The sequence below is a fragment of the Luteibacter sp. 621 genome (assembly GCF_050435445.1).
In the GTDB taxonomy this organism is placed as follows: domain Bacteria; phylum Pseudomonadota; class Gammaproteobacteria; order Xanthomonadales; family Rhodanobacteraceae; genus Luteibacter.
Map to the genome: position 1 here is coordinate 137,219 of NZ_JBNDKI010000004.1, position 26,184 is coordinate 163,402.

Annotated in this window: 22 protein-coding genes and 1 tRNA gene; 2 read left to right on the top strand and 21 right to left on the bottom strand. The window is 63.5% G+C overall.

The window, feature by feature from the left end; genetic code table 11:
- Positions 1-17 precede the first annotated feature (17 nt).
- From ABIE56_RS06745 to ABIE56_RS06760, 4 genes are all read right to left on the bottom strand, one after another.
- Entirely contained in the window at positions 18-1,181 is a 1,164-nt protein-coding gene (locus ABIE56_RS06745; protein WP_429243064.1) for an AAA family ATPase, read from the bottom strand.
- An 89-nt stretch (positions 1,182-1,270) separates the two neighbouring features.
- Entirely contained in the window at positions 1,271-2,263 is a 993-nt protein-coding gene (locus tag ABIE56_RS06750) for a GlxA family transcriptional regulator (protein ID WP_429243065.1), read from the bottom strand.
- Positions 2,263-2,823, bottom strand: coding sequence for an isochorismatase family protein (locus ABIE56_RS06755; protein ID WP_429243066.1), 561 nt, complete (start codon positions 2,821-2,823; stop codon positions 2,263-2,265). Before ABIE56_RS06755 ends, ABIE56_RS06750 begins: the two co-directional genes overlap by 1 nt.
- 155 nt (positions 2,824-2,978) lie before the next feature.
- A complete protein-coding gene (locus tag ABIE56_RS06760) occupies positions 2,979-5,483 on the bottom strand; it encodes a protease pro-enzyme activation domain-containing protein (RefSeq protein ID WP_429243067.1) in 2,505 nt (834 codons plus the stop codon).
- A gap of 328 nt (positions 5,484-5,811) precedes the next feature.
- On the opposite strand from ABIE56_RS06760, the gene ABIE56_RS06765 reads away from it, so the two are divergent.
- The gene (locus ABIE56_RS06765) at positions 5,812-6,021 is read left to right on the top strand and encodes a serine hydrolase (RefSeq protein WP_429243068.1); all 210 of its coding nucleotides are present in this window, start codon (positions 5,812-5,814) and stop codon (positions 6,019-6,021) included.
- A gap of 66 nt (positions 6,022-6,087) precedes the next feature.
- Positions 6,088-6,963 carry an AraC family transcriptional regulator gene (locus tag ABIE56_RS06770; protein ID WP_429243069.1) on the top strand — a complete coding sequence of 292 codons (876 nt, stop codon included), beginning with the start codon at positions 6,088-6,090 and terminating at the stop codon, positions 6,961-6,963.
- Here the strand turns inward: ABIE56_RS06770 and ABIE56_RS06775 are convergent.
- From ABIE56_RS06775 to ABIE56_RS06855, 17 genes are all read right to left on the bottom strand, one after another.
- Complete coding sequence (locus ABIE56_RS06775) at positions 6,885-7,805, bottom strand: AraC family transcriptional regulator (protein ID WP_429243070.1); 921 nt, start codon at positions 7,803-7,805, stop codon at positions 6,885-6,887. The genes ABIE56_RS06770 and ABIE56_RS06775 overlap by 79 nt on opposite strands.
- Positions 7,806-7,903: 98 nt before the next feature.
- Positions 7,904-9,142, bottom strand: a complete 1,239-nt coding sequence (locus ABIE56_RS06780) for a hypothetical protein (protein ID WP_429243071.1) — start codon at positions 9,140-9,142, stop codon at positions 7,904-7,906.
- Between the two features lie 76 nt (positions 9,143-9,218).
- Positions 9,219-10,742 (bottom strand): transglutaminase-like domain-containing protein, encoded by a 1,524-nt coding sequence (locus ABIE56_RS06785; protein WP_429243072.1) that lies wholly within the window; start codon positions 10,740-10,742, stop codon positions 9,219-9,221.
- Between the two features lie 103 nt (positions 10,743-10,845).
- Entirely contained in the window at positions 10,846-12,372 is a 1,527-nt protein-coding gene (locus ABIE56_RS06790) for a transglutaminase domain-containing protein (RefSeq protein WP_429243073.1), read from the bottom strand.
- Between the two features lie 80 nt (positions 12,373-12,452).
- A complete protein-coding gene (locus ABIE56_RS06795; RefSeq protein WP_429243074.1) occupies positions 12,453-12,857 on the bottom strand; it encodes a hypothetical protein in 405 nt (134 codons plus the stop codon).
- A gap of 131 nt (positions 12,858-12,988) precedes the next feature.
- Positions 12,989-13,065, bottom strand: a tRNA-Met gene (locus ABIE56_RS06800).
- Positions 13,066-13,154: 89 nt separating this feature from the next.
- Positions 13,155-14,615, bottom strand: a complete 1,461-nt coding sequence (nuoN, locus tag ABIE56_RS06805) for an NADH-quinone oxidoreductase subunit NuoN (RefSeq protein WP_429243075.1) — start codon at positions 14,613-14,615, stop codon at positions 13,155-13,157.
- Between the two features lie 14 nt (positions 14,616-14,629).
- The gene (locus ABIE56_RS06810) at positions 14,630-16,141 is read right to left on the bottom strand and encodes an NADH-quinone oxidoreductase subunit M (RefSeq protein ID WP_429243076.1); all 1,512 of its coding nucleotides are present in this window, start codon (positions 16,139-16,141) and stop codon (positions 14,630-14,632) included.
- A 14-nt stretch (positions 16,142-16,155) separates the two neighbouring features.
- The gene (gene nuoL, locus ABIE56_RS06815) at positions 16,156-18,219 is read right to left on the bottom strand and encodes an NADH-quinone oxidoreductase subunit L (protein ID WP_429243077.1); all 2,064 of its coding nucleotides are present in this window, start codon (positions 18,217-18,219) and stop codon (positions 16,156-16,158) included.
- A 4-nt stretch (positions 18,220-18,223) separates the two neighbouring features.
- Positions 18,224-18,529 (bottom strand): NADH-quinone oxidoreductase subunit NuoK, encoded by a 306-nt coding sequence (gene nuoK / locus ABIE56_RS06820; RefSeq protein ID WP_247327437.1) that lies wholly within the window; start codon positions 18,527-18,529, stop codon positions 18,224-18,226.
- Complete coding sequence (locus tag ABIE56_RS06825; RefSeq protein WP_429243078.1) at positions 18,526-19,188, bottom strand: NADH-quinone oxidoreductase subunit J; 663 nt, start codon at positions 19,186-19,188, stop codon at positions 18,526-18,528. Before ABIE56_RS06825 ends, nuoK begins: the two co-directional genes overlap by 4 nt.
- A 17-nt stretch (positions 19,189-19,205) precedes the next feature.
- Complete coding sequence (nuoI, locus tag ABIE56_RS06830) at positions 19,206-19,697, bottom strand: NADH-quinone oxidoreductase subunit NuoI (protein ID WP_139983578.1); 492 nt, start codon at positions 19,695-19,697, stop codon at positions 19,206-19,208.
- A 6-nt stretch (positions 19,698-19,703) separates the two neighbouring features.
- Positions 19,704-20,726 (bottom strand): NADH-quinone oxidoreductase subunit NuoH, encoded by a 1,023-nt coding sequence (gene nuoH / locus ABIE56_RS06835; protein WP_139983580.1) that lies wholly within the window; start codon positions 20,724-20,726, stop codon positions 19,704-19,706.
- A gap of 3 nt (positions 20,727-20,729) precedes the next feature.
- Positions 20,730-23,045, bottom strand: a complete 2,316-nt coding sequence (gene nuoG / locus ABIE56_RS06840) for an NADH-quinone oxidoreductase subunit NuoG (protein WP_429243079.1) — start codon at positions 23,043-23,045, stop codon at positions 20,730-20,732.
- The gene (gene nuoF, locus ABIE56_RS06845; RefSeq protein WP_429243080.1) at positions 23,042-24,385 is read right to left on the bottom strand and encodes an NADH-quinone oxidoreductase subunit NuoF; all 1,344 of its coding nucleotides are present in this window, start codon (positions 24,383-24,385) and stop codon (positions 23,042-23,044) included. Before nuoF ends, nuoG begins: the two co-directional genes overlap by 4 nt.
- A gap of 10 nt (positions 24,386-24,395) precedes the next feature.
- On the bottom strand, positions 24,396-24,923 hold the full coding sequence (gene nuoE, locus ABIE56_RS06850; protein ID WP_429243081.1) for an NADH-quinone oxidoreductase subunit NuoE: 528 nt from the start codon (positions 24,921-24,923) through the stop codon (positions 24,396-24,398).
- Between the two features lie 21 nt (positions 24,924-24,944).
- Positions 24,945-26,174 carry an NADH-quinone oxidoreductase subunit D gene (locus ABIE56_RS06855; protein ID WP_429243188.1) on the bottom strand — a complete coding sequence of 410 codons (1,230 nt, stop codon included), beginning with the start codon at positions 26,172-26,174 and terminating at the stop codon, positions 24,945-24,947.
- Between the last annotated feature and the right edge of the window lie 10 nt (positions 26,175-26,184).

A 26,184-nucleotide genomic window follows, 5' to 3' on the forward strand; every position in this document is an offset into this window, starting at 1 on the left:
GCGCCACGCGCCGATGTTTAGCGTTCTTCCAGCCAATGCCACGGCGGCTCATCGAGCATGCCCTGCCCTTCGATTTTCGTCTGGCTCAACGTTTTCTCAAGATGGACGGGCTGACAGGCATCCGACCCTTCCAGGGTCGCGATAAGCCGCGAGGCATGCGATACCACCCACACCTGGCTACGTGTGGCCGCATTCAGTATCAGGCGGCCCAACGCGGGCAACAGATCGGGGTGCAGGCTGGTCTCCGGCTCGTTAAGCACCATGAGCGGTGGCGGCCGAGGCGTATGCAGGGCCGCGATCCACAGCAGGTAACGCAACGTGCCATCGGAAAGCTCTGCCGACGAAAGCGGGCGCAGTAGCCCTGGTTGGTGGAAGCGAAGACTGAGCCGCGCGCCTTCAGACACCACCGACACGTGCGCACCCGGGAACGCATCGTCAACCGCAGCATCCAGCGCGCGCGTATCACCGATTTCCCGAATCGTCTGCCACGCCGCGGCGAGATCCCGGCCATCGTGACTCAACACGGGCGTGCGCGTGGCCAGTTGCGGTGCGCGCGCAGGCGCATCGGCGTCGGAGCGGAAATGGTCGTAGAAGCGCCACGCACGGATCGTTTCGCGCAGGGCGAGCACTTCGGGGGCACGTTCAGGATCGGCGATCTGGGTGAACATGGACTCGAAGGGCGCGAGGTGCTGCGCCACTACACGCCACGCCTTCCCATCGCGCGAGCGCACGGAAGGACCCTTGCGTATCACCAGCTTGCCAGCGTCGCGCAGGAACGGGCCGCTGAAGATAACCTCTGACTTGATCGCGGGATCGAAGTCGAACATCGACATGGAGGGCTCCGGGTAGCCAAGATCGATGGCATACCCAAACTCATCGGCGGCGAAGCCTAACTTCAACGCGATGGCGTTCTCGCGCATGGTGCCCTGCACGGGCTCACTCCCTGCCAGCATGCCTTTCGAGAATTTCTCAGGCCCCGCCCACAAGGTCGAGCCCAGGCCACCCTCGCGCGAAAGTGCCCCGACCACACCCCCCTGCGCCGTTTCAGCCAACAGGCGAAGCGCCCGGTACAGGCTGGATTTGCCACTGCCGTTCGCACCGGTCACCAGGTTGACCGAGCCCATGGGCATGACGAGCGAACGCAGCGAGCGATAATTGGCGACAGCGAGCGTGGTGAGCATGTTGATCCTTCAACGTGGACGAGCGCACAGCATACGCCCGCAAAATCTCCTCGATTGAGACGGTCCGACCCAACCCGACACGATGCTCCTTAACGCCGCCCGGCTTCGCCGCGGAACTGACTGGGCGGGAGCGGGTGGCTGCGTGACCACGCCCGACGCAACTGCCGGGATGAAGCGAAACCCGAACGCTCGGCCACGGCCTCCATGTCGAGCCTGGACTCAGCCAGCAGCTCGCGCGCCAGCGCCAGGCGCATGCGGCTCACGTATTCGCTGACGCTCATGCCTGCGTGCTCGTTGAACAGGCGGGAAAGATGGCGCGGACTTGCCGCGGCGACCTGCGCCAACATGTCCACCGACCAGGCCCGCGCCGGATCCGACGCCACCGCATCCTGCGCCCGGTGGATGACCGGATGCATATGGTTGCGTCCTTCCAGCCAAGGGGAAAGCTGCGGATCGCCACCAGCGCGGCGCAGGTACACGACGAGGTAGCGCGCGACGGCCACGGCAATAGCCGGGCCCACCTGTTCCGAGACGACATGCAACATCAGGTCGATACCCGAGGTAATCCCGGCACTGCTCAGGCGTTCGCCATCCTCGACATAAAGCCTGTTCTCGCGAACCTTTGCGCCGGGTACGGCGTGCGCGAGCTTTTCGGTATCCGCATGATGCGTCGTGCATTCGAAGCCATCGAGCAGGCCGGCACGACCGACCAACATCGCGCCGGAACAGATCGACATCACACGAATACCCGGGCGCACGACCTTCGCCAGCCAGTCCACGATGGACAGTTCCGCGGCGGCATCATCGGCCGGCGTAGCCCTGGGCTCCCCCATCGGAATATCCGCATGCCCCGGGACCACCACCATCGCGCCCCCGGGCACCCGTGACGGGAATACCCCTATGCCATCGAGACCCAGGCCGATGGAGCTGCCCACCTTGCGGCGAGGTCCGACGAAGGTCACCTCGAAGCGTACATCGGCCTGAAGGAGGTTGGCCTTGCGCAGGACCTCCACGGGGCCCGCCAGGTCCAGCAGGAGAACCCGGGGCGGCACCACGACGTACACGGGCAAGACGGTGCTCATCAGGCGACCTTGCCCAACCCGGCACCCAGCGCCTCTTCCACGGTAGCGATGCGGGCGAACCGATCGGCAAGCACCAGCTCGGTACGCGCGCGGATTTCCGCCGCACTCCATTCGCGGCCAGTGGCATCGGTCATCGGGAAGGTCAGCGTCGCCTCGCCCACGTAGTCCACCGTGTAGCCTAAATCGGATGCGTGGCGGGTGGTGGTCTCGCAGCACTGCTCGGTGCGGATGCCCGAGATAATGATGCGCCGGATTCCATGCTCGGTGAGCCATACGTCCAGCCCCGACCCGACCAGCGCACTGTGGCGGCGCTTGCGGAAGGTAACGGCCGGGGCGATGCGCAGGGGCGCCAGGGTCGTAACGAAGCCCGACGCCTCGGAGAACACGCCCTCCTCTTCCACATGGAAGATCCGAACCACGGGAATACCCCGCGACTGCGCGCCATCGATCAATGCCTGCTGGCGCTCGATGAATGCCGCGACATCGTCCTCGCGGAAATACGGGCGATGGCGGAACGATTCCTGGACATCGATGACGAGGAGAGCGGTATCGGAGGGCATGGTGGTGTACCAGCGGTGGCTTCAGTGGAAGCCAGTTTGCGCCGCCTGCCGTCAGCGGGACAGCCCCTTTGCGGACCGGGACCGGACTATTCACGCCATCACGAAAACGCCCGCCCGGGTGACCGGGCGGGCGATTGAGCGTTACGCGTTTACGGTTAGTTGGTCCAGGTAGCCTTCAACGTCACGCCCGAGAACGCGGCATAACCATTGAGCATCACGTAGTACGTACCGGTCTGCGGCGAGGTCACCGAGCAGGTCTCGGTGTTGCCCGTTACATAGGGGCGGCAGTCATAGCTCGACGTCGTCGGGGCCGAGCCGAACTTCACATACAGATCCGCATCGCCCGAACCACCCGAGATCGCGATCTTCAGGTTTTTGGCACCCGAGGGGATCGCTACCGTGTAGTTGAGCTTGGCGTTCTTCGCCGCCGAAAGGCCGGTCACCGCCACGCCGTTCTGCAGCACGTTGCCACCGCCACCGCCGGATGAGGTCACCGTTACCGACGACGTCTTCGTGTTGGTGGCGCCGGCGTTATCGGTCACCGTTTCGCTCACGCTATAGGTACCCGCCGCCGTGTACGTATGGCTCGGGCTTGCAGCGGTCGACGTGGCGCCATCGCCAAACGTCCACGCATGCGAGGCAATGCTGCCGTCGCTATCCGTCGAGCTATCGGTGAACGTCGCCGTGAGCCCACTGGTGGCCACGCTGAAATTGGCCACCGGCGGTACATTGGTGGTGCCACCACCACCGCTCACCCAGTTCGCCTGGGCGTAGGTGTTGAGCTTGCCGATATCGAAGCTGCCAAAGCCCGTGGCCTCATCGAAACCGGTGGCGGCCGTGTAGCCGTGGCTCTGGTAACCGTTGTTGCCCGAGGTGACGTCGTGCAGCAGCGACGTCTGGGTCGGGAACGCGGCATAGAACTTCGATGCCGGGAAGCCGATGGCGTTGTTCGCTGCTGATTCGATCCTGGCAAACGCGCCAACGAACAACGGCGAGGCGAGCGACGTGCCGCCCACCTGCTCCGTGGATCCATTGACGACGATCAACGCACCAGACGACGACGCGGCATCAAACGAAAGATCCGGGCCAACGCGCTTGGTGCTGCTGGAAACCGACGACTGCCACGACGGCGCGGCTTCGTACAGGCTGGTGCCACCGCCCGTGGCCCACAGGCGCTGGTTGTTGTCACCCTGGCTGGGGGCGATGGCCGAAAGGCCCTCGTTCCACACGGTTTCACCCGACCAGGTTGTGCCGCTGGTGGAGAGCTGGGTACCACCCACCTGGATGACGTACGGCGAACTGGCCGGTTCGCTGACCGAGTAGTGGGTCAGGTCGATCTTCACCGTGCCGGCGGAGTTAGCCACATAGCCCGGCGAACCCGAGGTCGGATCCGTCGACCACTGGTACACGCCAGCGTCGCCCGAGGCGATGGAGAAGATCTGACCCTGCGCGACAGCCTGCTGGAAAATCGCATCATCCGCGGCCTGCGTACCCGATTCCTCGGCAGCCGTTTCGTCTTCGCCGAGTGATACGTTGATCAGCTTGGCGATGTTATCGGTGACGGCCTTGTTGTACGTAGCCGTGATACCTGCGTCGGTGATTCCCGACGAGCTGGAGTTGCCGTTGGCCGAGGTATAGAAGATCAGCTGCTTCACGCCACCCGCGATGCCGACGATGTCCTGGCTATCCAGCGACCATTCACCGTTGGAATCCGGATCGTTCGCAAACGTGCCGCTACCGACCTTGGTAATGGTGCTATTGACCGTGGCGAGCCCTGCGCTGGCGGTAAAGCTGTTGAGATCGGTGACGGTCTGGGTGATCGAACCCCAGGTAATGATGCCCACGGCGGTGTTCGTCGCGGCTGGCACGCTGCTGCCGCCATAAATCGCAGCGAAGTCCTGCGGATGATGTGCCGCGACGGCGGCGGCGGCCTGCGTGCTCGAGGCGGGGCCTGGTACGGTTACGCGCTCGGGGTGGTACACGTGGTGCAGCGTGTGCTTCACGCTGACGTTCTGCAGGCCCAGCACGGCGTTGACGGATTCACCCAGCGCTGCCGGAACAAGGGCCGGCGCATCGTTGGCGAAGAACTCGCGACCGCCGGATTCAAATCGCTTGATCGACGTGTGGAAGCCGGTGGTTGCTGCGCTGGCGTTACCGTCGGCCTCGATCAGCAGGTTGTTCGGCGCCACCTGGATGTTGGTGAAGCCAGACTGCTGCAAGTGCGCGACGACGGCCTGCACCTGCGCTTCAGTCGGCCCGAACTGGGCCTTGAACTGGTCTGGCGAAAGGAACTTGCCATACGCTGCGTTGCCCGGGGTGGTCACGTTGCGCAGGAAAGCCTGCAACTGGTCCGGGTTACGCAACTTCATGCCGATCACGACGTGCAACGGGTGGTCGGCGGCGAGCGCCGTCACCGCCGTTCCTTCGATGGACGGCTGGCCGGTCATGTTGAGCTTGTAACCCGCCGATACCGCCGTCGTCGCAGCGGTGGCAGCCGTGCTGGCCGTGGAGATTTGTGAGGTCGCAGCAGGCAGCAGTGCCGCCTTGGTATTCGTCGTAACCCACGCATCCTCCGCGTGGCTCCCCAGGGATGTCATCGCGAGGGTGATCGCGACCGTCAATGCCGTCTTCCGTGTGACGCGAAAAGCATCGATCTTCATTGCGTTGTGTTCCTTCGTTTGCCCGTAGGAATGCCGCACACATTGCGTGGCGGCGTTGTCACTGCAGGCGCTGGTGCGCAGGAAATTGCGAGCCCCTGGCCGTCGCGCCGTCTTCCCCCTGTCCATCGAGCAGGCGGCCATGGATCTTTCGCGAACCTTTCCGCTCGGGCGCGTTGGTTTACAGTCCGGCGCGACCTGTGACGCCGAGCGTGTAGGTTCAGTGAAGGCGGCGACGTTCTTACGGGAGGCGAGATCCGTGCATCCTGACGGTTTCGCAAGTAATTGCATGACCAAGGGCACGTGACGCATCCACCACGGAACGGTTGCCGTGGGCTACAACTGGCGGATCGACAAGGCGCCGGACGGCGTGCGCCGCCTAAGCCATACAGGCGGCACCTTCGGCATGTCCACCTATGTGGCGTTGTACCCCGACCAGGGCCTCGGCGTGGTGATGTTCGCCAACCGTTCGGGTAACGCGCAGGGTGGCATGGCGGAGCTCACGGAGGCGGTTCGGGCCGCCGCCAGCCACGCCCACTGAGCCACTCCTGCGCCTACGATGAGGTCGTTGCACGTCAAAAAGCGCAAGACCGGGACCGCGGCCGCGATGGCTTCGATGCACGCTGGCCGCACCCTCTCGCTGGAGCCCACCATGACTACCTCGCCGGAAAACCGTTGGAACGAACGCCTGGCCGCCGCGGCCCTGCTGATTGGCACCCGGCTGGACTCACCGCCCAGCCTTGATGAACTCGCCGCCGCGGCCTGTATCTCGCCCTTTCACTTCCACCGGGCCTGGCGTGCGCTCACCGGGGAAACCGTGGGCGAAACCATCGCGCGCCTGAGGATCGAAGCCTCGCAGCACCACCTGCGAGTTGCGGGCGCCACCGTCACGACCACCGCGATGGACACCGGGTTCGCCACGCCGCAAGCCTTTGCCCGCGCCTTTCGCCGACAAACGGGGGTTAGCCCAAGTGCCTACATCGCAGGCGTTGCCGTTGAGAATCGCCCCCTGCCCGATACCGAGGTACGCGTGGTGCTTCGCGAGCCACTGGATGTGGTGGCACTGCGGCGCAACGGAAACGACTACGTTGCCGTGGCCGAGGCATACGGGCGCCTGTTCGCCTGGGCCGGTGCGGCCGACCTCATGGGGCGGTTCGAGGGCATCTACGGCATAGCACTCGATGATGTGGAGAGCGTCGACCATGCACGTTTCGACGCGTGCGTCGCGCTGGGGCCGGTGGAACCGCCCGCAGAATTCACACGGGTCGTGCTTCCTGGCGGCCCCTACCTCACGTTCACCTATCGCGGCGACTACGCGGGCATACCTTCGGCTGAAGCACGGCTCATGGCCAGCGCGCTTCTCGATTTCGATGCGCAACTCGCCGATGCACCGATGCTGCACCGCTACCTCAATGATCCGGACGAAACACCCGTGGAGGAGCTGCTCACCGAACTGCTGCTGCCACTGGCCAGCGGCAGGTAGATATCAGTGATCGCCGCGTGCTCGGGCACATCGGGGAAGAAAGCGACGCGCTGGAAGAACAACGGCGCGTCGCGCGGGGTCTCTCCACTTGCGCTCAGCCACTGGCCGTAGAGAAACCGCACACTGTCGACCAGCTGCGCATCGGAACCCGCGTGACGCAGCACGGCGCACCGGCCGCCAGCGATGCGTGCGGCGACCACGCCCGCGTCGTTGGGGGCCACGTCGGTACACGTACAGCAGATGTCCATCCTGTACGTTTCAGGGGGTGTTTCGTCAGGATCGTTGTAAACGAGGTTCCATGTGGCGGCTTTCGCCGGCGGCAGCGTATTGGCACGACGCCAGGCGATAAAGCGGCGAATGGTTTCGCCGATCCGCTCCGGCGGCCCGACATGCGCAAGGCATGCCACCGGGGTTTCCGGGAAGTCCACGATCCGTACATCGGTCTGCGAGTGTGCCACGCGCATGTGAAACCTCCTTACTTCATCCAGGTCCTGCCAGGCACGCGCCCAGCGCGCCCAGTCGGGTTGCTCGCGAAATGCCGAAGGCGATTGCCCAAGGCGCTGACGGAATGCTCGGGAAAAGCCTTCAGCGCTCTCGTAGCCAGCATCGAGTGCCATGGCCATGACGGATACGTCGGGCCGGAAAGCTGCTTGCCACGCGGCACGTTTGAAGCGCGACAACTGCACGTAACGGTGCACCCCCATGCCTGTCACCGCGGCGAAGCCCCGGTGCAAGTGATACGGCGAATAGGCCGCTTGTGCAGCAAGGGTATCGAGCGAAAGATCCCCATCAAGGTGGTTGTCGATGTAACCAAGCAAGTGGCGGAAGCGTTCTTCGGTCATGGGTAGAGCGTACCCGCCAGCCTGGCGGTGCGCATGACCGATCTTGCGAAGAGCGGCACGGCGCAAACGGCTGGGCAACCTCGGCTAGCCGCTCCGCGTCAGCGCGAACGGCAGGCCGGAACATCCACCCAGCGCAACCCCAGCCAGCTCGGACGTACGACAAGCGCGCACTGGTTACCCACAACGAGGCGGCCAGGCGGCAGGGCGTAGAGCGGAAACCGGCTACGGAGGCCAAAGGTAAATGTGGATGTGCCTCCGAACTCGATAACGAGGCTCGCGGGCGTCGAACGGGACGCCGCTTCTTCGGTTACCGCGATGATCGTAGCCGCCTCCACGACCGATGGCCTGACGCGATCGAAGCGCATGTTCGCGTAAGCAAGCATACGGTCGGCCCAAAACGCCGTCAGCCCGAAGACCAGCGCTGAGAACGCGACAAATCGCACGCGATCCTTCCAGCCGAGGCCACGCCATGGTGGCATCCCCGCAAGAAGCACGATGATGCCAGCGACGTAGAGCGCCATGGTCCACAGGCCCGGATCGAGGATCTGCCAATCGAACATGCCGCGAAAGAAGAACACACCCGGCAACAGGCTAACGAGCAAGAACCCGATTCCCTTACCGGCCTCCTTGCCCGTCAGGCCAAAGAACCGTGTCCTTACTGAAAGGGTGATGGCTCCCACCAGGTTAAGCACGGACAGGAACCACACGATGGGTTGCCCGCGCATGAACATCGACAGCAGGCACAACGCGACACTGATACCTACCAGGGTGCGCTCCTGCCGATTCCACCGACTCCAGTTCTGCCAGCGCTCCTCGGGCGATGCGCCAAACGCGTCATCGCGCTCCACCGTTGATCGATGGGCCGTCTTCACGTACGCCTTGAACTCATCGCGTGACATGTTCGCGAACGGATTGGTTAAGGGTTGATCGCGCAAGCGCTCGACCCAGGTGCCACGCAGGCTCCGCACAAGGAAGCCGGGAATCGCCCTGTTTGGCGCATCCATGGAAAACAGGGTCAAGCGTCCTTCGATAAGGCCCTTGGTAGGCGTTGCCAACACGACCTGCTCGCGCCGCACCCGCCATGCCGACATGAAAAAGCGGCGTAGCTCGAGTTCGTCGCCGTCCAGGATGGCGACGGCTGTCAGGTTACGCACTGCCAAGAAAAGCGGCAGTGCGAAAGCAAGCATGAAGGCGACGGGTACCAACACCATCACCGTCCCGTCCCACACGATTGTCCGGGCAATTGCGAACACAAGCACGCCGAACACCAGCGCCCCGGCGCCATACCAAAGCAACGCGGGTACATGCGGCCTGGCAACGACACGCTCCGCGCTCATGGGCGCTTCGCGCCCGGGTCCTATCGCATCCATGCCCGCCCCCACCCGAAAGATTTTGCGATTGTACCCTACAAGGTTACCGGCGAGCTGGCGCCGTGGGCGTGGACATCGGTATCCGCGGTTCCGGCTCGAAGTTGCCGGGGCGACCCGCTTCCGGCGGCATGTTCATCAATTGCGCCGTTGGCGTGGCCTGCTCGATATGGATCGATCCCAGCGAGGCCATCGCCTCGAAGAAGTGCCACGGGGCGCCATCGCCCACACCTAATGCAATGTGCGTGGCATCGTAACGACCCTGTGCCGAATCGAAGCTCACCCACCGCCCATTGATCCAGGCTTGCGTCCAGGCGTGCGGAATGAAGACACGATTCGCGCCGGCAAAGCGATCGACATACACAAGCCCGGTGACCACCCGCGCGGGAATACCGAGCGAACGCGCAAACGCCGTCAACAATACGGCGTGCTCCGTGCAGTCACCCTTCTTGCTCTCAAGGGTATCCAGTGCCGAGGCGTAGCCAATGTCCATGCCCTTCGTGTCAATGGCATCGGTAAGATAGGCCCGCAGCCGGCGCATACGCGCCATATCCGACGATGCATCGCCCACGATGGCTTCGGCCGCCTGGTGTATGGCCGGCGCATCGGATTGCACCCAGGGATTTGCCTCGGTGTCTTCCTTCGCCGGACCGGGCTCATCGCCGTGTGGCAAGGGCCGGCCGACGTCCAGCTGATAAACACCTGCACTGATATCGCTAACGCGTTGCTCGTCGGTCTCGACGAAGGGATTGGGATGGTTTCCCTGGACTGAAATGCGATAGCGAATTGGGGCGGAACGAACGGCACTGGGAAGGATGCGTGGCGACGGCGACATGGCGCTACGTAGCACGTCGACGTCCTGATCAGGCGCGGAGGCGCACGCCTCATCGCATGTGGCCATTTCAATGCGGTACGCCAGCATGGGCGCCACCGACCGTCGGATCTCGCCGCGGTCATTTACCCAGATCTCGGTCCACTGCGAACCGCCCGAGCCAGTCAGTGCTTCGCGCAGGTGGTGCAGGCGCTCCTTGCCTCCAGGAAGATCAACCATGTCATCGCCCACCACCGACACATCGAGGTTCGCTACCTGCTGCTTCTCGGGCTGAAATGTGCGAAGGCTGTACGTCGTGCCCGGCGCGAAGCCCTGCTTGATGATCGCGAGCCGCTGTCCTTCCGGCAGCGTTGCGCCTTCGGGCCATTGCATCAGCGTTACTTTGGTCTGTCCCCCAACGGTGCTGGAAAGCTGGAACACCCCGGGCCCGTGCGGCTCGACATTCACTTGCGTGGCATCCGCGCCCTGCCCTGATGCCGTGGAGAAGGTTACGGGCACGCCATCCACGGTCTCGACGATGCGCGCATCACTATGCGTGATAAGCGGCGTCTTGAAACGCGCCATGCGCAGGTCGAGCGACTGCGTCGTCACCACGTTCCCCGCTTGCACGTCGCGCTGGATGTGCACCTTGCCAATCTTCTGACCATCAAGCATCACGGTCATCCACGTATCTGCTGCGTGGACGCAAACAGGGGCAAGCGCGATGCAGCCAAACGCGAGAACGTGCAAGAGACGCATGAGAATCCTTTCAGCGTTGGAGTACCCCATAAACCGCATGATGCCGGGCGGCGTCAAGGCGATTGTGCGTATATGACAATGAATTTAACTGGCGCCGGCAGCGTTAGCTCCCCGGTCTCGAACTCGGCACAAGGTCGCCAAGGGCGCGGCGCACATAATCCGGGCGCACCGTGGTGGGCAACGAGGTGGCGGTGCCCGTCGCCATGGATTCCGTCCGCTGCATGGTGATCGCACCCAAGGTCGATGTGGCGGCGAAGAATCGCCATGGGTCACCGTCCCCCACGGCCATCACAATGTGGGTGGTGTCGTACACGCCCTGCGCCGAATCGAAGCTTACCCAGAAGCCATCGAGCCATGCCTGCACCCACGCATGCGGTACGAACACATGGTCTGCGCCACCGAACCGATCGTTATAGACCAGGCCACTGACAATGCGCGTAGGAATGCCCAATGACCGCGCAAGCGCCGCAAGCAGTACCGCGTGCTCGGTGCAATCACCACGACGGCTCCGCAAGGTCTCCGTCGCGGCGCCATAATCCACATCCAGGCCAGTCCTGTTGATGTAGTAAGTGAGGTACGAGCGCAAGCGCCGCATACGCTGGCCATCCGCCTGTGCGTCGCCCACGATCTGCAACGCCATCGCGCGGATCTCGGGCGCATCGGACTGTACCCACGGGTTTGCGGCGGTATCTTCATCGGTAGGCGGCGGTTCGCCACCTGACCCGAATTGCGGCGGATAGCCGACGTCGACCTGGTAGGTACCCCCGCCAAGGTCTGTCACGCGCTGCTCATCGGTATTCACGAACGGCATGCCGTGTTCTCCGCGCACGGTGATCGCGTAACGCATGGGCGCGACACGTACCGCCACGGGAAGAGGTTGCGGCGCGCCGACCATCGCCGCGCTAAGGATATCTACCGCCTGATCAGGCGCATCGGCGCAAGCCTGATTGCAGGCCGCCATTTCGATGTGGAACGCGAGCAATGGAGAAATCGAACGACGAACGAGCCCCGCATCGTCGACCCATAGCTCGGTGGCCTGGGTGCCGTCGCTACCCGCCAGCACCTGCTTCAGGTGATGCAGGTGTTCCCGGCCCGCAGGGAGATCGACCCATTCATCACCGACGACCGTCACGGCCAGATCGGCCACCTGTTGCCTGGAAGGCTCGAAAACGCGCAAGGTGTACGCCGCACCGGGGCGGAAGCCATGGCCCACCGTCGCTAACCGCTGCCCCTCCGGCAGCAAGGCACCATCAGGCCATTGCAACAGGCTTACCTTCGATTGCGCATTGATGGTGCGATCGACCTGGAATACGCCGTCATCGCGCCGCTGTGCCGTGGACGCCGTGGCGCTGGTGCCCTGCCCACCGTTGGACGAGAACGCCAGGGGGCCACCTGCCGTCGACTCAACCGTGCTCACGTGCGTGTGAATGACCATCGGCGTTTTCAGCCGGCTCACCCGAAAATCGAGCGACTGCGTGGTGATGACCTGGGCGCCCTGACTATCGCGCGTCACATGCATCTGGCCGACCTTCTGGCCATCGAGCATGACACTCATCCACGTATCCTGGGCAAAGGCGCCCAGCGGCGCCAGGCCGAACCACCCCACCATCACTGCAACCGGGATACGCACGGGAATCCTTCCGTCGTTTGGATGCCCTATAAGGGGGCCACGGCGGTAGCGAGTCAAGCCCGCGCGAGCACACCCGGGCCTTACCGTATCCCGTCAAGCCCGGACACTAGCTGCACAAGTTCGCGCCATACCGAAGGCGCGACGGCGGTGACCACGCTGATAAGCAGCACCATTCCCCACAGCCGTTGCTTCCAGTCGAGCAGTTTCCTGACATCGGCCTCCATGGCCTTCGCGCCCTTCTTGAGGCCGCTCACGTCAGCCTTAAGCGCACCGACATCCACCTTCAGCACGGCCACATCGACCTTGAGCCCGCTGACATCGACCTTAAGGGCTGTGACGTCCGACTTGAGCTCGGCGATCGATGCCTCAACCGCCCCGAATTTCGCATCGAACTTGGCATCGAGCTTGGCCAGCGACGAGGTGATATCCAAAAGGATGTCGACGCTGATGTGCCCAGGGGCGGTGACGTTTGTGCAGACAACCACGGATTCAGCTCCCTCGAAGTGAGGGGCTACGGTAACCAATCATCAAGGAAACCGATGTCGGCCTCCCACGCCAATCCGTGTAGTCCAAAAGAAAAAAGGCGCTGACCGAAGTCAGCGCCTTTCAAAAATCCTGGTAGCGGGGGCAGGATTCGAACCTGCGACCTTCGGGTTATGAGCCCGACGAGCTGCCAGACTGCTCCACCCCGCATCAGAGAAAAAAAGTATAGCGACGTGGCCAGATTCTTGCAAGCCCTTTCTTTCAACTTTGTGAAAAAAAGAGCTTGCCCGAACACACCATCAGACGCCGAACGCCCTCTGGCACCACGCAAACAGCGGCGACCAAGCGAAGCCGAGCACCAGCAGCGCGATGGCGTTGACCGACAGCACCCAGCGCGAAGCGACGTCCGACGTTGCACGCACATCGGTACCTTCGTTCGGCTGGTCGAAGTACATAACCTTTACGACGCGCAGGTAGTAGTACAGGCCGATGATCGCGAACACCGCACCCGCAATAGCCAGCCACAGGTAGCCCGCATCCATGGCGGCCTTAAGCACCAGCAGCTTGCCGAAGAAGCCGAACAGCGGCGGCACGCCGGCCAGCGAGAACATCACCAGCAGCATCATGAAGGCGAACCACGGCGAACGCTGGTTCAGGCCCTTCAGGTCGTCGATCTCTTCGCACTCGAAGCCGGCGCGCGAGAGCACCAGGATCATGCCGAACGCGGCGGCGCTGGTGAGCGCGTAGCTGACGGCATAGAACATCGAGGCCGAGTAGCCTTCCGGACCGGCATTGACCAGGCCGACCAGCAGGTAACCCATGTGCGAGATGGTCGAATAGGCCAGCAAGCGCTTCAGGTTGGTCTGCACGATGGCGACGAGGTTACCGATCGCCAGCGACAGCACGGCCAGAACCGCCAGCATCAGCTGCCACTGCCCCGCAAGACCTGCGGTACCGCCAGCGATATCGCCCATGCCGGTCGACAGCAGGCGGTAAGCCATGCCGAACGCCGCCAACTTCTGCGCCGAACCGATGAAGATGGTCACGGCCGTCGGCGACCCCTGGTACACGTCCGGGATCCACATGTGGAACGGTGCGGCGCCCAGCTTGAAGCCGATGCCGACGATCAGGAACACCAGACCGAACAGCAGCAGCGTGTGCCACTCGTTACCGACGATGGCGGCGTGGATAGCGTGCAGGTCCAGGCTATGCGTGGCTCCGTACACCATGGACATGCCGTAGAGCAGCATGCCCGAGGCCAGCGCACCCAGCACGAAGTACTTGATGGCCGCTTCGGAGGACAGGCGCGAATCGCGGTTCAGCGCGACCAGCGCATACGACGACAGCGTCAGCAGCTCGAGGCCCAGGTACACGGTGACCAGGCTGCCAGCCGACACCAGGAACATGATGCCGACGGTAGCGAAGATGGTGAGCGTGTAGAACTCGCCGAACGGGATCGCCCGCTCCTTCAGGTACGGCTTGGCGTAGATGAAGATCACCGCGGTGATGAGCAGCGAGAAGACCTTCAGTACTTCCGAGACGCCGTCGCGGACGAACATGCCGCCAAACGCGGTGACGCTGCCATCCGGCTGGCCGCTCACGACCAGGTAGGCACCTACCAGCAGGACCAGTACGGAGAGCCAGTGGACGGCCCCCTTCTGGCCCGGCTTGAGGAACGCATCCAGCATAAGCAGGACGCACGCCGCGACCGTGAGGTAAGCCTCGGGGAGCAGGATAAGGATGTCATTGATACCAGGCATGGACTAATTCCCGCTCAGACTTTCGTAATGGCCAGCTGCTCGACCAGGCGAGCGACCGACGCATCCATGAGGTGGACCAGCGGCTCCGGCCAGATACCGAAGACCAATACGCCGGCGGCGAACGCGGAGAGCATGAAGATCTCGCGGCCGTTGACGTCGGTCAGTTCCTTCACGTGCGGGTTGGTGATATCGCCCCACAGCACGCGCTTCACCATCCACAGCGTGTAGGCAGCACCGATGATCAGCGTGAAGGCGGCGAACAGTGCGATCCACGGATTGGCGCTGAACGAGGCCAGGATGACCATGAACTCGCCGACGAAACCACTGGTGCCCGGCAGGCCACTATTGGCCATGGCGAACAGCACGTAGAACGGCGCAAAGATGGGCATGACGTTGATCACGCCGCCGTAATCCTTGATCTGGCGCGAGTGCAGGCGGTCGTACAGCACGCCAATACAGCTGAACATCGCGCCAGAGATGAAGCCGTGCGAGATCATCTGGACCATCGCACCCTGCATACCCAGGCGGGCGGCATCGGGGTTGTTGGCTTCACGCACCAGCATGAAGGCGATGAAGATACCCAGGGTCACGAAACCCATGTGCGCGATGGACGAGTACGCCACCAGCTTCTTCATGTCGCCCTGCACGAGGGCCACGTAACCGATGTAGCAGACCGCGATCAGCGACAGGACGATGATCAGCCAGGCGTAGTGCTCGGACGCATCCGGCACGATCGGCAGCGAGAAGCGCAGGAAGCCGTAGCCACCGATCTTCAGCATGACCGCCGCCAGCACCACCGAACCACCGGTAGGCGCTTCCACGTGGGCATCCGGCAGCCAGGTATGCACCGGCACCATCGGCACCTTGATGGCGAAGCCCAGCAGGAAGGCGAAGAACAGCCAGCTCTGCTCGGTGAGCGTGAGCGGCACCTTGGCCATATCGGCGATGGCGAAACTGCCACCGGTCTTGTGGTACAGGTAAATCAGGCCGATCAGCATGAAGATCGAGCCGAAGAACGTGTAAATGAAGAACTTCAGCGTGGCGTACACACGGCGCGGACCACCCCAGATACCGATGATGACGAACATCGGGATCAGCATGGCTTCGAAGAACACGTAGAACAGCAACGCGTCCGTCGCGCAGAACACGCCGATCATGCAGCCCTCGAGGACAAGCATGGCCGCCATGTACTGGTGTGGGCGATTCTGGATCACTTCCCAGGCGCCCACGATCACGAGGATCTGGACGAAGGTGGTGAGCACGATCAGGGCGACGGAAATACCGTCGACCGCCAGCGAGTAGTGAATGCCAAGCGACGGGATCCAGTTGAAGGATTCCGTGAGCTGCAAGGTGCCGGCAGCGGCATCATAGGCAGGCAGGAGGGCAAGGCTGGCGGCGAAGGTGGCAACCGCGACCAGCAGCGAGATCCAGCGGGCGAGGCCTGGGCGACCGGAGCCGGCCAGCAGCACCGGGATGGCGCCGACGACCGGGAGCCAGATCAGCAGGCTGAGCAAGTGATTCGACATAGAGCTCGTTTCCCTTATTGCCCGATCAGCCAGTACCCGCCCAGGAGCAGGATAAGGCCGAGGATCATGGCGAACGCGTAATGGAAGAGGAATCCGGACTGCAGGCGGCGTGCACCACCCGCGATGCGCTGCACGAGGCCAGCCGAGCCGTTGACGATCGCGCCATCGATGAGGCCCTGATCGCCTACCTTCGACAGGCCTTCGCCCAGCTTCACGCCGCCCTTCGCGAACACCGCGAAGTACAGTTCGTCGATCCAGTACTTATTGTTGAGCAGGTTGTACACCGGCTTCAGCGCGTTCTTCGCCTTGTCAGCGACGGACGGGTTGAACAGGTACACGTAGGTCGCGACGACGAAGCCGGCGAGCGCGATCCAGAACGGGGGCTGCATGAAGCCGTGCAGGCCAGCGGCCACCGCACCGTGGAACTCGTGCGCGAGTTCGCCAAGCACGTTGTTCTCTTCCTTCACCTGGATCGCCTTGCCGAACCAGCCATCGAACAGCATGGGCTTGACGGTGAACAGGCCAACCAGGATCGAAGGAATGGAGAGCAGCACCAGCGGCACCGTCACGACCCACGGCGACTCATGCGGTGCATGTTCGAGCACGCCAGGCGTACCGTGGCCGTGATCGTCGTCGTGGTGGGCGTCGTCATGGTGATCGGCGTGGGCATCATGGCCGTCGTGGCCGTGTGCCTTGTGCTCCACCGTAAAGCGCTCCTTGCCATGGAAGGTCATGTACAGGAGACGGAAGCTGTAGAGCGAGGTGACGAATACGCCGCCGAGCACGCAGAAGTACGCGTAGCTGGCACCCCAGCGGTGCGACTCACCTACGGCCTCGATGATGGCGTCCTTCGAGTAGAAACCCGAGAAGAACGGGGTGCCGGCCAGGGCCAGCGAACCAATCCACATCGTGATCCAGGTGATCGGCATGTACTTGCGCAGGCCACCCATGTAGCGCATGTCCTGCTCATGGTGCATGCCCATGATGACCGAACCGGCACCCAGGAACAGCAGGGCCTTGAAGAAGGCATGGGTCATCAGGTGGAACACGGCGCCGCTATAGGCGGAGACGCCCAGCGCGACCGTCATGTAGCCCAGCTGCGAAAGCGTGGAGTAAGCGATGACGCGCTTGATGTCGTTCTGCACGATGCCGATGAGGCCGGTGAAGAACGCGGTGGTGGAACCGATCACCAGGATGAACGAGAGCGCGGTCTCGGACAGCTCGAAGATCGGCGACATGCGGGCGACCATGAAGATGCCCGCGGTCACCATCGTTGCCGCATGGATCAGCGCCGAGATGGGGGTCGGGCCTTCCATCGAATCGGGCAGCCACACGTGCAGCGGGACCTGGGCCGACTTACCCATGGCGCCGATGAACAGGAAGATGCCGATGACGGTGGCCGCATCCCACGCATGGTTCTGGGTGATCTGCAGGGTCTTGCCGACCAGCTCAGGGGCATGGTCGAACGCGGTCTGGTAATCCAGCGTACCCAGGAAGTACAGGATCGCCGAGATACCGAGCAGGAAGCCGAAGTCACCCACGCGGTTGACCAGGAACGCCTTGAGGTTGGCGAAGATCGCTGTAGGGCGCTTGTACCAGAAGCCGATCAGCAGGTACGACACCAGGCCCACCGCTTCCCAGCCGAAGAACAGCTGCATGAAGTTGTTGCTCATGACGAGCATCAACATCGAGAAGGTGAACAGCGAGATGTAGCTGAAGAAGCGCTGGTAGCCCGGGTCTTCCGCCATGTAGCCGATGGTGTACAGATGCACCAGCAGCGACACGAAGGTGACCACCACCATCATCATGGCGGTAAGGCGATCGACCATGAAGCCGACCGAAGCGTGGAAACGACCGATTTCGAACCAGGTGTAGACATCCTGGTTGAAGTTATCCGCCCCGCCCCACACCAGCTGGTAGAGCACGTAGAACGAAAGGCCGCAGGCGATGGCGACGCCCAGGATGGTGGCGCTGTGCGCCCCTGCCCGGCCGATCACCTTGCCGAACAGGCCGGCCAGGATCGAACCCACCAGCGGCGCCAGTGCGATCGTTAGCAGGATTGAAAGCGAGAGACTCATCGGATCAACCCTTCATGCTGTCGATTTCGGCGACGTTGATCGTGCTGCGGTTACGGAACAGCAGGACCAGGATCGCCAGGCCGATGGCGGATTCCGCCGCAGCCACGGTGAGGATGAAGAACACGAACACCTGGCCCTGCACGTCGCCGAAGAAGCGCGAGAAGGCCACGAAGTTGGTGTTCACCGCGAGGAGCATGAGCTCGATCGCCATGAGCAGCACGATCACGTTCTTGCGGTTGATGAACAGGCCGGCGACGGCGATGCAGAACAGGATCGCGCCGAGCACGATGTAATGGGAAAGCGTGATCACTTGGCGTTCTCCTGCGACGGATCGGCAGCCGGGGGAGCCGGCGGCGGTACCACCGAAGCCACCTGGCTCGGGGCCATCTTCACCACGCGTACGCGCTCGGTGGCCTTGACGGCAACCTGCTGCGCGGCCGACTGGTGGCGCACGCCCAGGCGCTGGCGCAGGGTCAGGGCCACGGCGGCCACGACACCCACGGTCAGGATCAGCGCGGCGATTTCGAACGGCAGCAGGAAGTCGGTGTACAGGGCCTGGCCCAGCCACGCGACGTTCGAGTTACCCGCCGGATTCGGACCAAGCGTGTGGGCGTGCATGGCTTTCACGCCGATCATGGCCAGCATTTCGACCAGCATGACCACCGCGACGATGATGCCCACCGGCAGGTAGCGGATGAAGCCCTCGCGGACGACCTCCTGCTTGATGTCCAGCATCATGACCACGAACAGAAACAGCACCATCACCGCGCCGACGTAAACGACGACCAGGGCGATGGCGAGGAACTCCGCTTCGGCGAGGAGCCACACGCAGGCCATGCTGAAGAATGTCAGCACGAGTGACAGGACGGCATGCACCGAGTTGCGCACGGTGATGACCATCAGGCCGGCGAGGACAGCCACGCCTCCGAAGAGGTAGAAACAGATGAGTTGAAGCAGATCGGTATTCATCGTCGATTCCGTGGCCCTTAGCGGTAAGCCGCGTCCTGGGCGCGGGCGGCAGCGATGTCCTGCTCGAAGCGGTCACCAATGGCCAGCAGCTGGGCCTTGGTCACCACGTTCTCGCCGCGATGTTCCATGTGGTACTCGTGCACGTGCGTCTCGACGATCGAATCGACCGGGCAGCTCTCTTCGCAGAAGCCGCAGAAGATGCACTTGAACAGGTCGATGTCGTAGCGCGTGGTGCGGCGCTGGCCATCTTCCGGGCGCGGGGCCGAGTCGATGGTGATTGCCAGGGCCGGGCATACTGCCTCGCACAGCTTGCAGGCAATGCAGCGCTCTTCACCGTTGGCGTAACGGCGCAGGGCGTGCAGGCCGCGGAAGCGGTTCGACTTGGGGATGTGCTCGAACGGATAGCGCATCGTGTACTTCGGGCTGAACATGTAACGCATGGTCAGGCCCATGCCCTTGAACAGTTCGAGCAGCAGGAGGCTCTTGAAATAATGGGTTACGCGAGACATGGCGCTTTAGGCTCCCGTGCCGATGTGGACCCAGCCGAAATACTTCATGCAGCCGGCGACGAGGACCCAGACGATGGTGATGGGAATGAAGACCTTCCAGCCGAGACGCATGATCTGGTCGTAGCGGTAGCGCGGGAAGCTGGCGCGGAACCACAGGAACAGGAAGGCGAAGATGAAGACCTTCAGGAACAGCCAGAGGATGCTGGCGTGGCCGATGAAACCCCACGATTCGGGGAACGGCGATAGCCAGCCACCCACGAACAGGATCGAGGAGAGGAAGCTCACCAGGATCATGTTGGCGTATTCGGCCAGGAAGAACAGCGCGAACGGCGAGCCGGAGTACTCCACGTGGAAGCCGGCAACGATTTCCGATTCGCCTTCCGCCACGTCGAACGGAGCGCGATTGGTTTCCGCCACGCCCGAGACGAAGTAGATGACGAACACCGGCAGCAGCGGGATCCAGTACCAGCTCAGCGCGCCACCGGCCTGTGCATCGACGATGGCCGTGAGGTTCAGGCTACCGGTCAGCACCAGCACGCAGACGATGGACATGCCCATCGCCAGTTCGTACGAGATGACCTGCGCCGCGGCGCGCATGGCACCCAGCATGGCGTAACGCGAGTTGGAGGCCCAACCGGCAAGGATGATGCCGTACACGCCCATGGAGGTCATGGCCAGCAGGTAGAGCACGCCGGCGTTGACGTTGGCGAGCACCACGCCCGGGGCGAACGGCACCACCGCCCACGCGCACAGCGCAGGCACCAGGGCCAGCATCGGCGCCAGGTAGTAGAGGAACTTGTTCGCGTTGGTCGGCAGCACCACTTCTTTCAGGAGCAGCTTAACGACGTCGGCGAAGGCCTGCAGCAGGCCGGCGGGGCCGACCTTGTTGGGCCCCATGCGGACGTGCATCCAGCCCAGCACTTTGCGCTCCCACCAGACGTAAAGCGCGACGCCGATAACCAGCGGCAGCACGATCGCCAGGATGAACAGCACCGGCAGCAAGAGGTGGTCGAAGAGTTGATCGGCCATGGTTTACGCCTTGCTCAGGGTGATGGCGGCGCCGTACGGCGGCAGCATCGCGGTTTCGGGAAGCGCGGCATCGATCCACACGGCACCGGCAGGCACCGCGGTATCGACCACCACCGGAAGCACGCTGTCACCGATGCGGCCGTTGCCACCATCGGCCAGGCCGAGCTTGCCGGCATCATCCGCGTTGACGCGAATGGCCGCGGGGCGGTTCAGCGGGTGCGAGTTCAGTGCACCGGCGCGGCGCAACACGGCATCGCCGCGGTACACCGGCACCGTGGCGACACGCGAGAGCGTGATGCCCGAAGCGCGCTGGCCGAGCACCGCACGGACGTCCGTGGTGCGCTCGGTCATACCATCGCGCAGACCGGCCAGGTCGTCGAACTCGAAGCCTGCCACGCCGAGCGAACCGCCCAGCGCGCGCAGCACCTTCCAACCTTCGCGGGCTTCGCCCGGGGCCTTCGAGCCCGCGAGCACGGCCTGCGCGGTGCCTTCCGCGTTCACCAGCGTGCCTTCCAGCTCCGGCGTCAGCGCGATCGGCAGGATGACGTCGGCCGAGTCCTTCAGGGCATCGGAGGCATAGGCGGCAAAAGCGACCACGGTCTGCGCCGAGTGCATCGCCTGCTGGGCCTGTGCGCCATCGGCAAAGTCGTACGGCGGCTCTACGTTGTAAAGCACGTAACCCTTGCGCGGCTGCGCCAGCATGGCCCGCGCATCCAGGCCACCCGCCGTCGGCAGCACGCCGACGGTGGAAAGGCCCACGGCGTTGGCGCCTGCCGGGATTTCGTTGTACGCGGCACCCGCGGCCTGCGCGATGAAGCGCGCGATGGCACGCAGCCAGGAGGCTTCCGGGTGGTTCGCGGCAGCGTGGCCGAAGATCACCACGGCGCCTTCCACGGCGAACTCGGCGTAGGCGGCACGGTGGTCATCGGTGGTCGTCGCGGCATTCACCACGGCGGCGATCGATTCCGGCACGGCAGCGCCCGACTCAGCGGCGACCTTGGCGAACTGCAGCAGCTCGTTGACGAGTTCATGCGGCGCCGACACGGCTTCGCCGGCCAGCGCGAAGTTGAAGTTGAAGTGCGCCGGGTTCACCGCGAACACCTTGGCGCCCTTCTTGGCAGCCTGGCGAATGCGGTGGTTGAGCAGCGGCACTTCGTAACGCAGGTCCGAGCCGACCAGCAGCGCCGACTTCACCTTGTCGAGCGAGGCGATGGACGAAGCGAACGGCTTGGCAAACGCGTTATCGGCGAAATCGAGCTGGCGCAGGCGGTGATCGACATGGGCGCTGCCGAGGCCACGGGCCAGGCGGACGAGCAGCTCGCCCTCCTCGTTCGTGGTCGCCGGGTTCACCAGGATGCCGAGATCCGCACCGGAGACGCTCTTCAGCGCTTCGCGGGCCACCGACAGGGCGTCGTCCCACGTGGTGGTCGCCCACTGGCCGTTGCGCTTGACCATCGGCGCCTTGACGCGATCCGCCGCGTACAGGCCCTGGTGGCTGTAGCGGTCGCGATCGGACAACCAGCATTCGTTGATCGACTCGTTATCGCGCGGCACCGTGCGCAGCACTTCGCCGCGGCGCGTGTGCAGCCACAGGTTGGAGCCAAGCGCATCGTGGTAAGCGACCGACGGACGAGCCACCAGCTCCCAGGCGCGGGCCTGGAACTGGAACGGCTTGTTGGTCAGCGCACCCACCGGGCAAACGTCGATGATGTTGCCGGAGAGTTCGCTCTCGATCGTCTTGCCGATGTAGGTGCCGATCTCGAGGTTCTCACCGCGGCTCATGCCACCCAGCTCGTACGTGCCGGCGATCTCGCTGGTGAAGCGGACGCAGCGCGTGCACTGGATGCAGCGGGTCATTTCGGTGGCGATCAGCGGGCCGAGGTTTTCATCGGCCACCGTGCGCTTGCGCTCGACATAGCGGGACACCGAACGGCCGTAGCCGAGCGAGACGTCCTGCAGTTCGCACTCGCCGCCCTGGTCGCAGATCGGGCAATCGAGCGGATGGTTGATCAGCAGGAACTCCATCACGTTGCGCTGCGACTTGAGCGCCTTGTCCGAACGCGTGAAGACCTTCATGCCCTCGCCTACCGGCGTGGCGCATGCCGGTGCCGGCTTCGGCATCTTCTCGATTTCCACCAGGCACATGCGGCAGTTGGCGGCGATCGGGAGCTTGCGGTGGTAGCAGAAGCGCGGGATGGCGATGCCGACGGCATCAGCCGCCTGGATAATCATCGCTCCCTTGGCTATCTGCACCGGTACGCCATCGATCTCGATGTTGACGAGGTCCGGCGCGGCATTGGCTACGGGCTGCGCACTCATGCAGCGACTCCAGTGGTGGCCGTGCCTGCGGGGCCATCCACAATGGAACGGCCATGCTGCACGTAGTATTCGAATTCATGCCAGAAGTGGAACAGGAAGCCCTGCACCGGCCATGCGGCGGCTTCGCCGAAGGCGCAGATGGTGTGGCCTTCGATCTGGCCGGCGACGGCCTTCAGGCGGTGCAGGTCATCCTGCGTGCCCTTGCCTTCCACGATGCGCGACAGCACGCGGTGCATCCAGCCGGTGCCTTCGCGGCACGGGGTGCACTGGCCGCACGACTCGGCCATGTAGAAACGCGAGATGCGATGGCAGGCGCGGACCATGCAGGTCTTGTCGTCCATCACGATGACCGCACCCGAACCCAGGCCCGAACCCGCCTTCTGCAGCGAGTCGTAATCCATGGTGCATTCCATCATCTTGTCGGCCGGCAGCACCTTCATGGAGGAGCCGCCCGGAATGACCGCCTTGAGCTTGTTGCCCGTGCGGACGCCGCCCGCCATCTCCAGCAGTTCGGAGAACGGCGTGCCGAGCTTGATTTCGAAATTGCCCGGGTTGTTCACGTGGCCGGAGACCGAGAAGATCTTCGGGCCGCCGTTATTGGGCTTGCCGATGTTGAGGAACCACTCCGCGCCATTGCGCAGGATGGCCGGCACCGAGGCGTAGGTTTCGGTGTTGTTGATCGTGGTCGGGCGACCATACAGGCCAAAGCCGGCCGGGAACGGCGGCTTGAAGCGCGGCTGGCCCTTCTTGCCTTCCAACGATTCCATCAGCGCGGTTTCTTCGCCGCAAATGTAAGCACCGGCGCCGAGGGCGTTGTAGATGTCCACGTCGATACCGGAGCCATCGATGTTCTTGCCCAGCAGGCCAGCGGCGTACGCTTCCTTCAGGGCTTCTTCGATGTGCTCGAACGGCTCATGGTGGAACTCGCCGCGCAGGTAGTTGTAGGCAACGGTCGAACCCGTGCAGTAGCACGCGATCGCCAGGCCTTCCAGCACCGAATGCGGGTTGAAGCGCAGGATGTCGCGATCCTTGCAGGTGCCCGGCTCGGATTCATCCGAGTTGCACAGGATGTACTTCTGGCCCGGCGCATTGCGCGGCATGAACGACCACTTCAGGCCGGTGGGAAAGCCGGCGCCGCCGCGGCCGCGCAGCGAGCTCTTCTTGATCTCTTCGATGAGCGCCGCCGGATCCGGCTTTTCAGCCAGGATCTTGCGCCACGCCTTCCAGCCATCGACCTTCTCGTAGCTCTCGAGGGACCACGGCTTTTCGAAATGCAGGGTCGTGTAGACGACCTGGTGTTCCTTGGGTGCGGGTCCGACCGGACCAGTGGTGCTAGCCATTGCCCTTACCTCACTTAAGACCGTCGAGAATCGCGTCGACCGATTCGGTCGTCAGCTTCTCGTGGTAATGACCGTTGACGACCATCATCGGCGCGCCCGCGCAGGCGGCCAGGCATTCCTCTTCCTGCTTGAGGTAAATGCGGCCGTCGGCGGTGCTCTCGCCGGTCTTGATGCCCAGCTTCTTTTCGCAATGGCGCACAAGGCCTTCGGCCCCGTTCAGCCAGCACGAAATGTTGGTGCAGATGGCGACGTTGTTACGGCCGACGGGCGTGGTCTCGAACATCGAGTAGAAGCTCGCGACTTCGTACGCCCAGATCGGTGGCAGGTCGAGGTACTTGGCGACCGCGGTGATCAGCTCGTCGGTGAGGTAACCCTGGTTCTGTTCCTGGGCCGCCATCAGCGACTGGATGAGCGCCGAGCGCTTGCGGTCGGGCGGAAACTTGCCGACCCAGTGGTCGATATGTTCCCGGGTGTGATCGTTGAGCACGGCGATCGGATCGACGTCCTTCACCTGCTCGAAATGACCGGTGGCTTTCATGATTCAGTTCACTCCGTCGACTTAGCGGTCGACTTCGCCGAAGACGAGATCGTAGGTGCCGATCATCGCGACGACGTCGGCGAGCATGTGGCCACGCACGAACGCGTCCATCGAAGACAAGTGGGCGAAGCCCGGCGCGCGCAGGTGCACGCGGAACGGCTTGTTCGCACCATCGGACATGAGGTAGCAGCCGAACTCACCCTTCGGCGCTTCCACGGCGGCGTAGGTCTCGCCGGCCGGTACGCCATAGCCCTCGGTAAAGAGCTTGAAGTGGTGGATCAGGGCTTCCATGTCGTTCTTCATTTCGACACGGCTGGGCGGGGCGACCTTGAAGTTCTGCACCATCACCGGGCCCGGGTTGGCCTTCAGCCACTCCACGCACTGGCGGATGATGCGGTTCGACTGGCGCATTTCTTCCACGCGCACCAGGTAGCGGTCGTAGCAATCGCCATTGACGCCGACGGGGATATCGAAATCCATCTTGTCGTAGGCGGCGTACGGCTGCTTTTTGCGCAGGTCCCATTCGATACCGGAACCGCGCAGCATGGCGCCGGTCATGCCCCAGGCCTGGGCCTTCTCGGGGCTGACCACGCCGATGCCGACCGTACGCTGCTTCCAGATACGGTTGTTCGTCAGCAGCAGTTCGTATTCATCGACACGGGCCGGGAAATCGTTGGTGAACTCCGTGAGGTAGTCCAGCATCGAGCCTTCGCGCCACTGGTTCAGGCGCTTCAGGTCGCCGCCCTTGTGCCACGGCGATTCGCGGTACTGCGGCATCTGCTCCGGCAGGTCGCGGTACACGCCGCCCGGGCGGTAGTACGTGGCGTGCATGCGCGCGCCCGACACCGCCTCGTACACGTCCATGAGTTCTTCGCGCTCACGGAAGGCGTAGAGGAACACGGCCATGGCGCCAAGATCGAGCGCGTTCGAACCCACCCACATAAGGTGGTTCAGGATGCGGGTGATCTCGTCGAACATCGTGCGGATGTACTGCGCACGGATCGGGGCCTCGATACCGAGCAGGTTCTCGATGGCACGCACGTAGGCGTGCTCGTTGCACATCATCGAGACGTAATCCAGGCGATCCATGTAACCGATGGACTGGTTGAACGGCTTGGATTCGGCGAGCTTTTCGGTACCACGGTGCAGCAGGCCGATGTGCGGATCAGCACGGACGATGGTCTCGCCGTCCATTTCCAGCACCAGGCGCAGCACGCCGTGCGCAGCAGGATGCTGCGGGCCGAAGTTCATCGTGTAATTG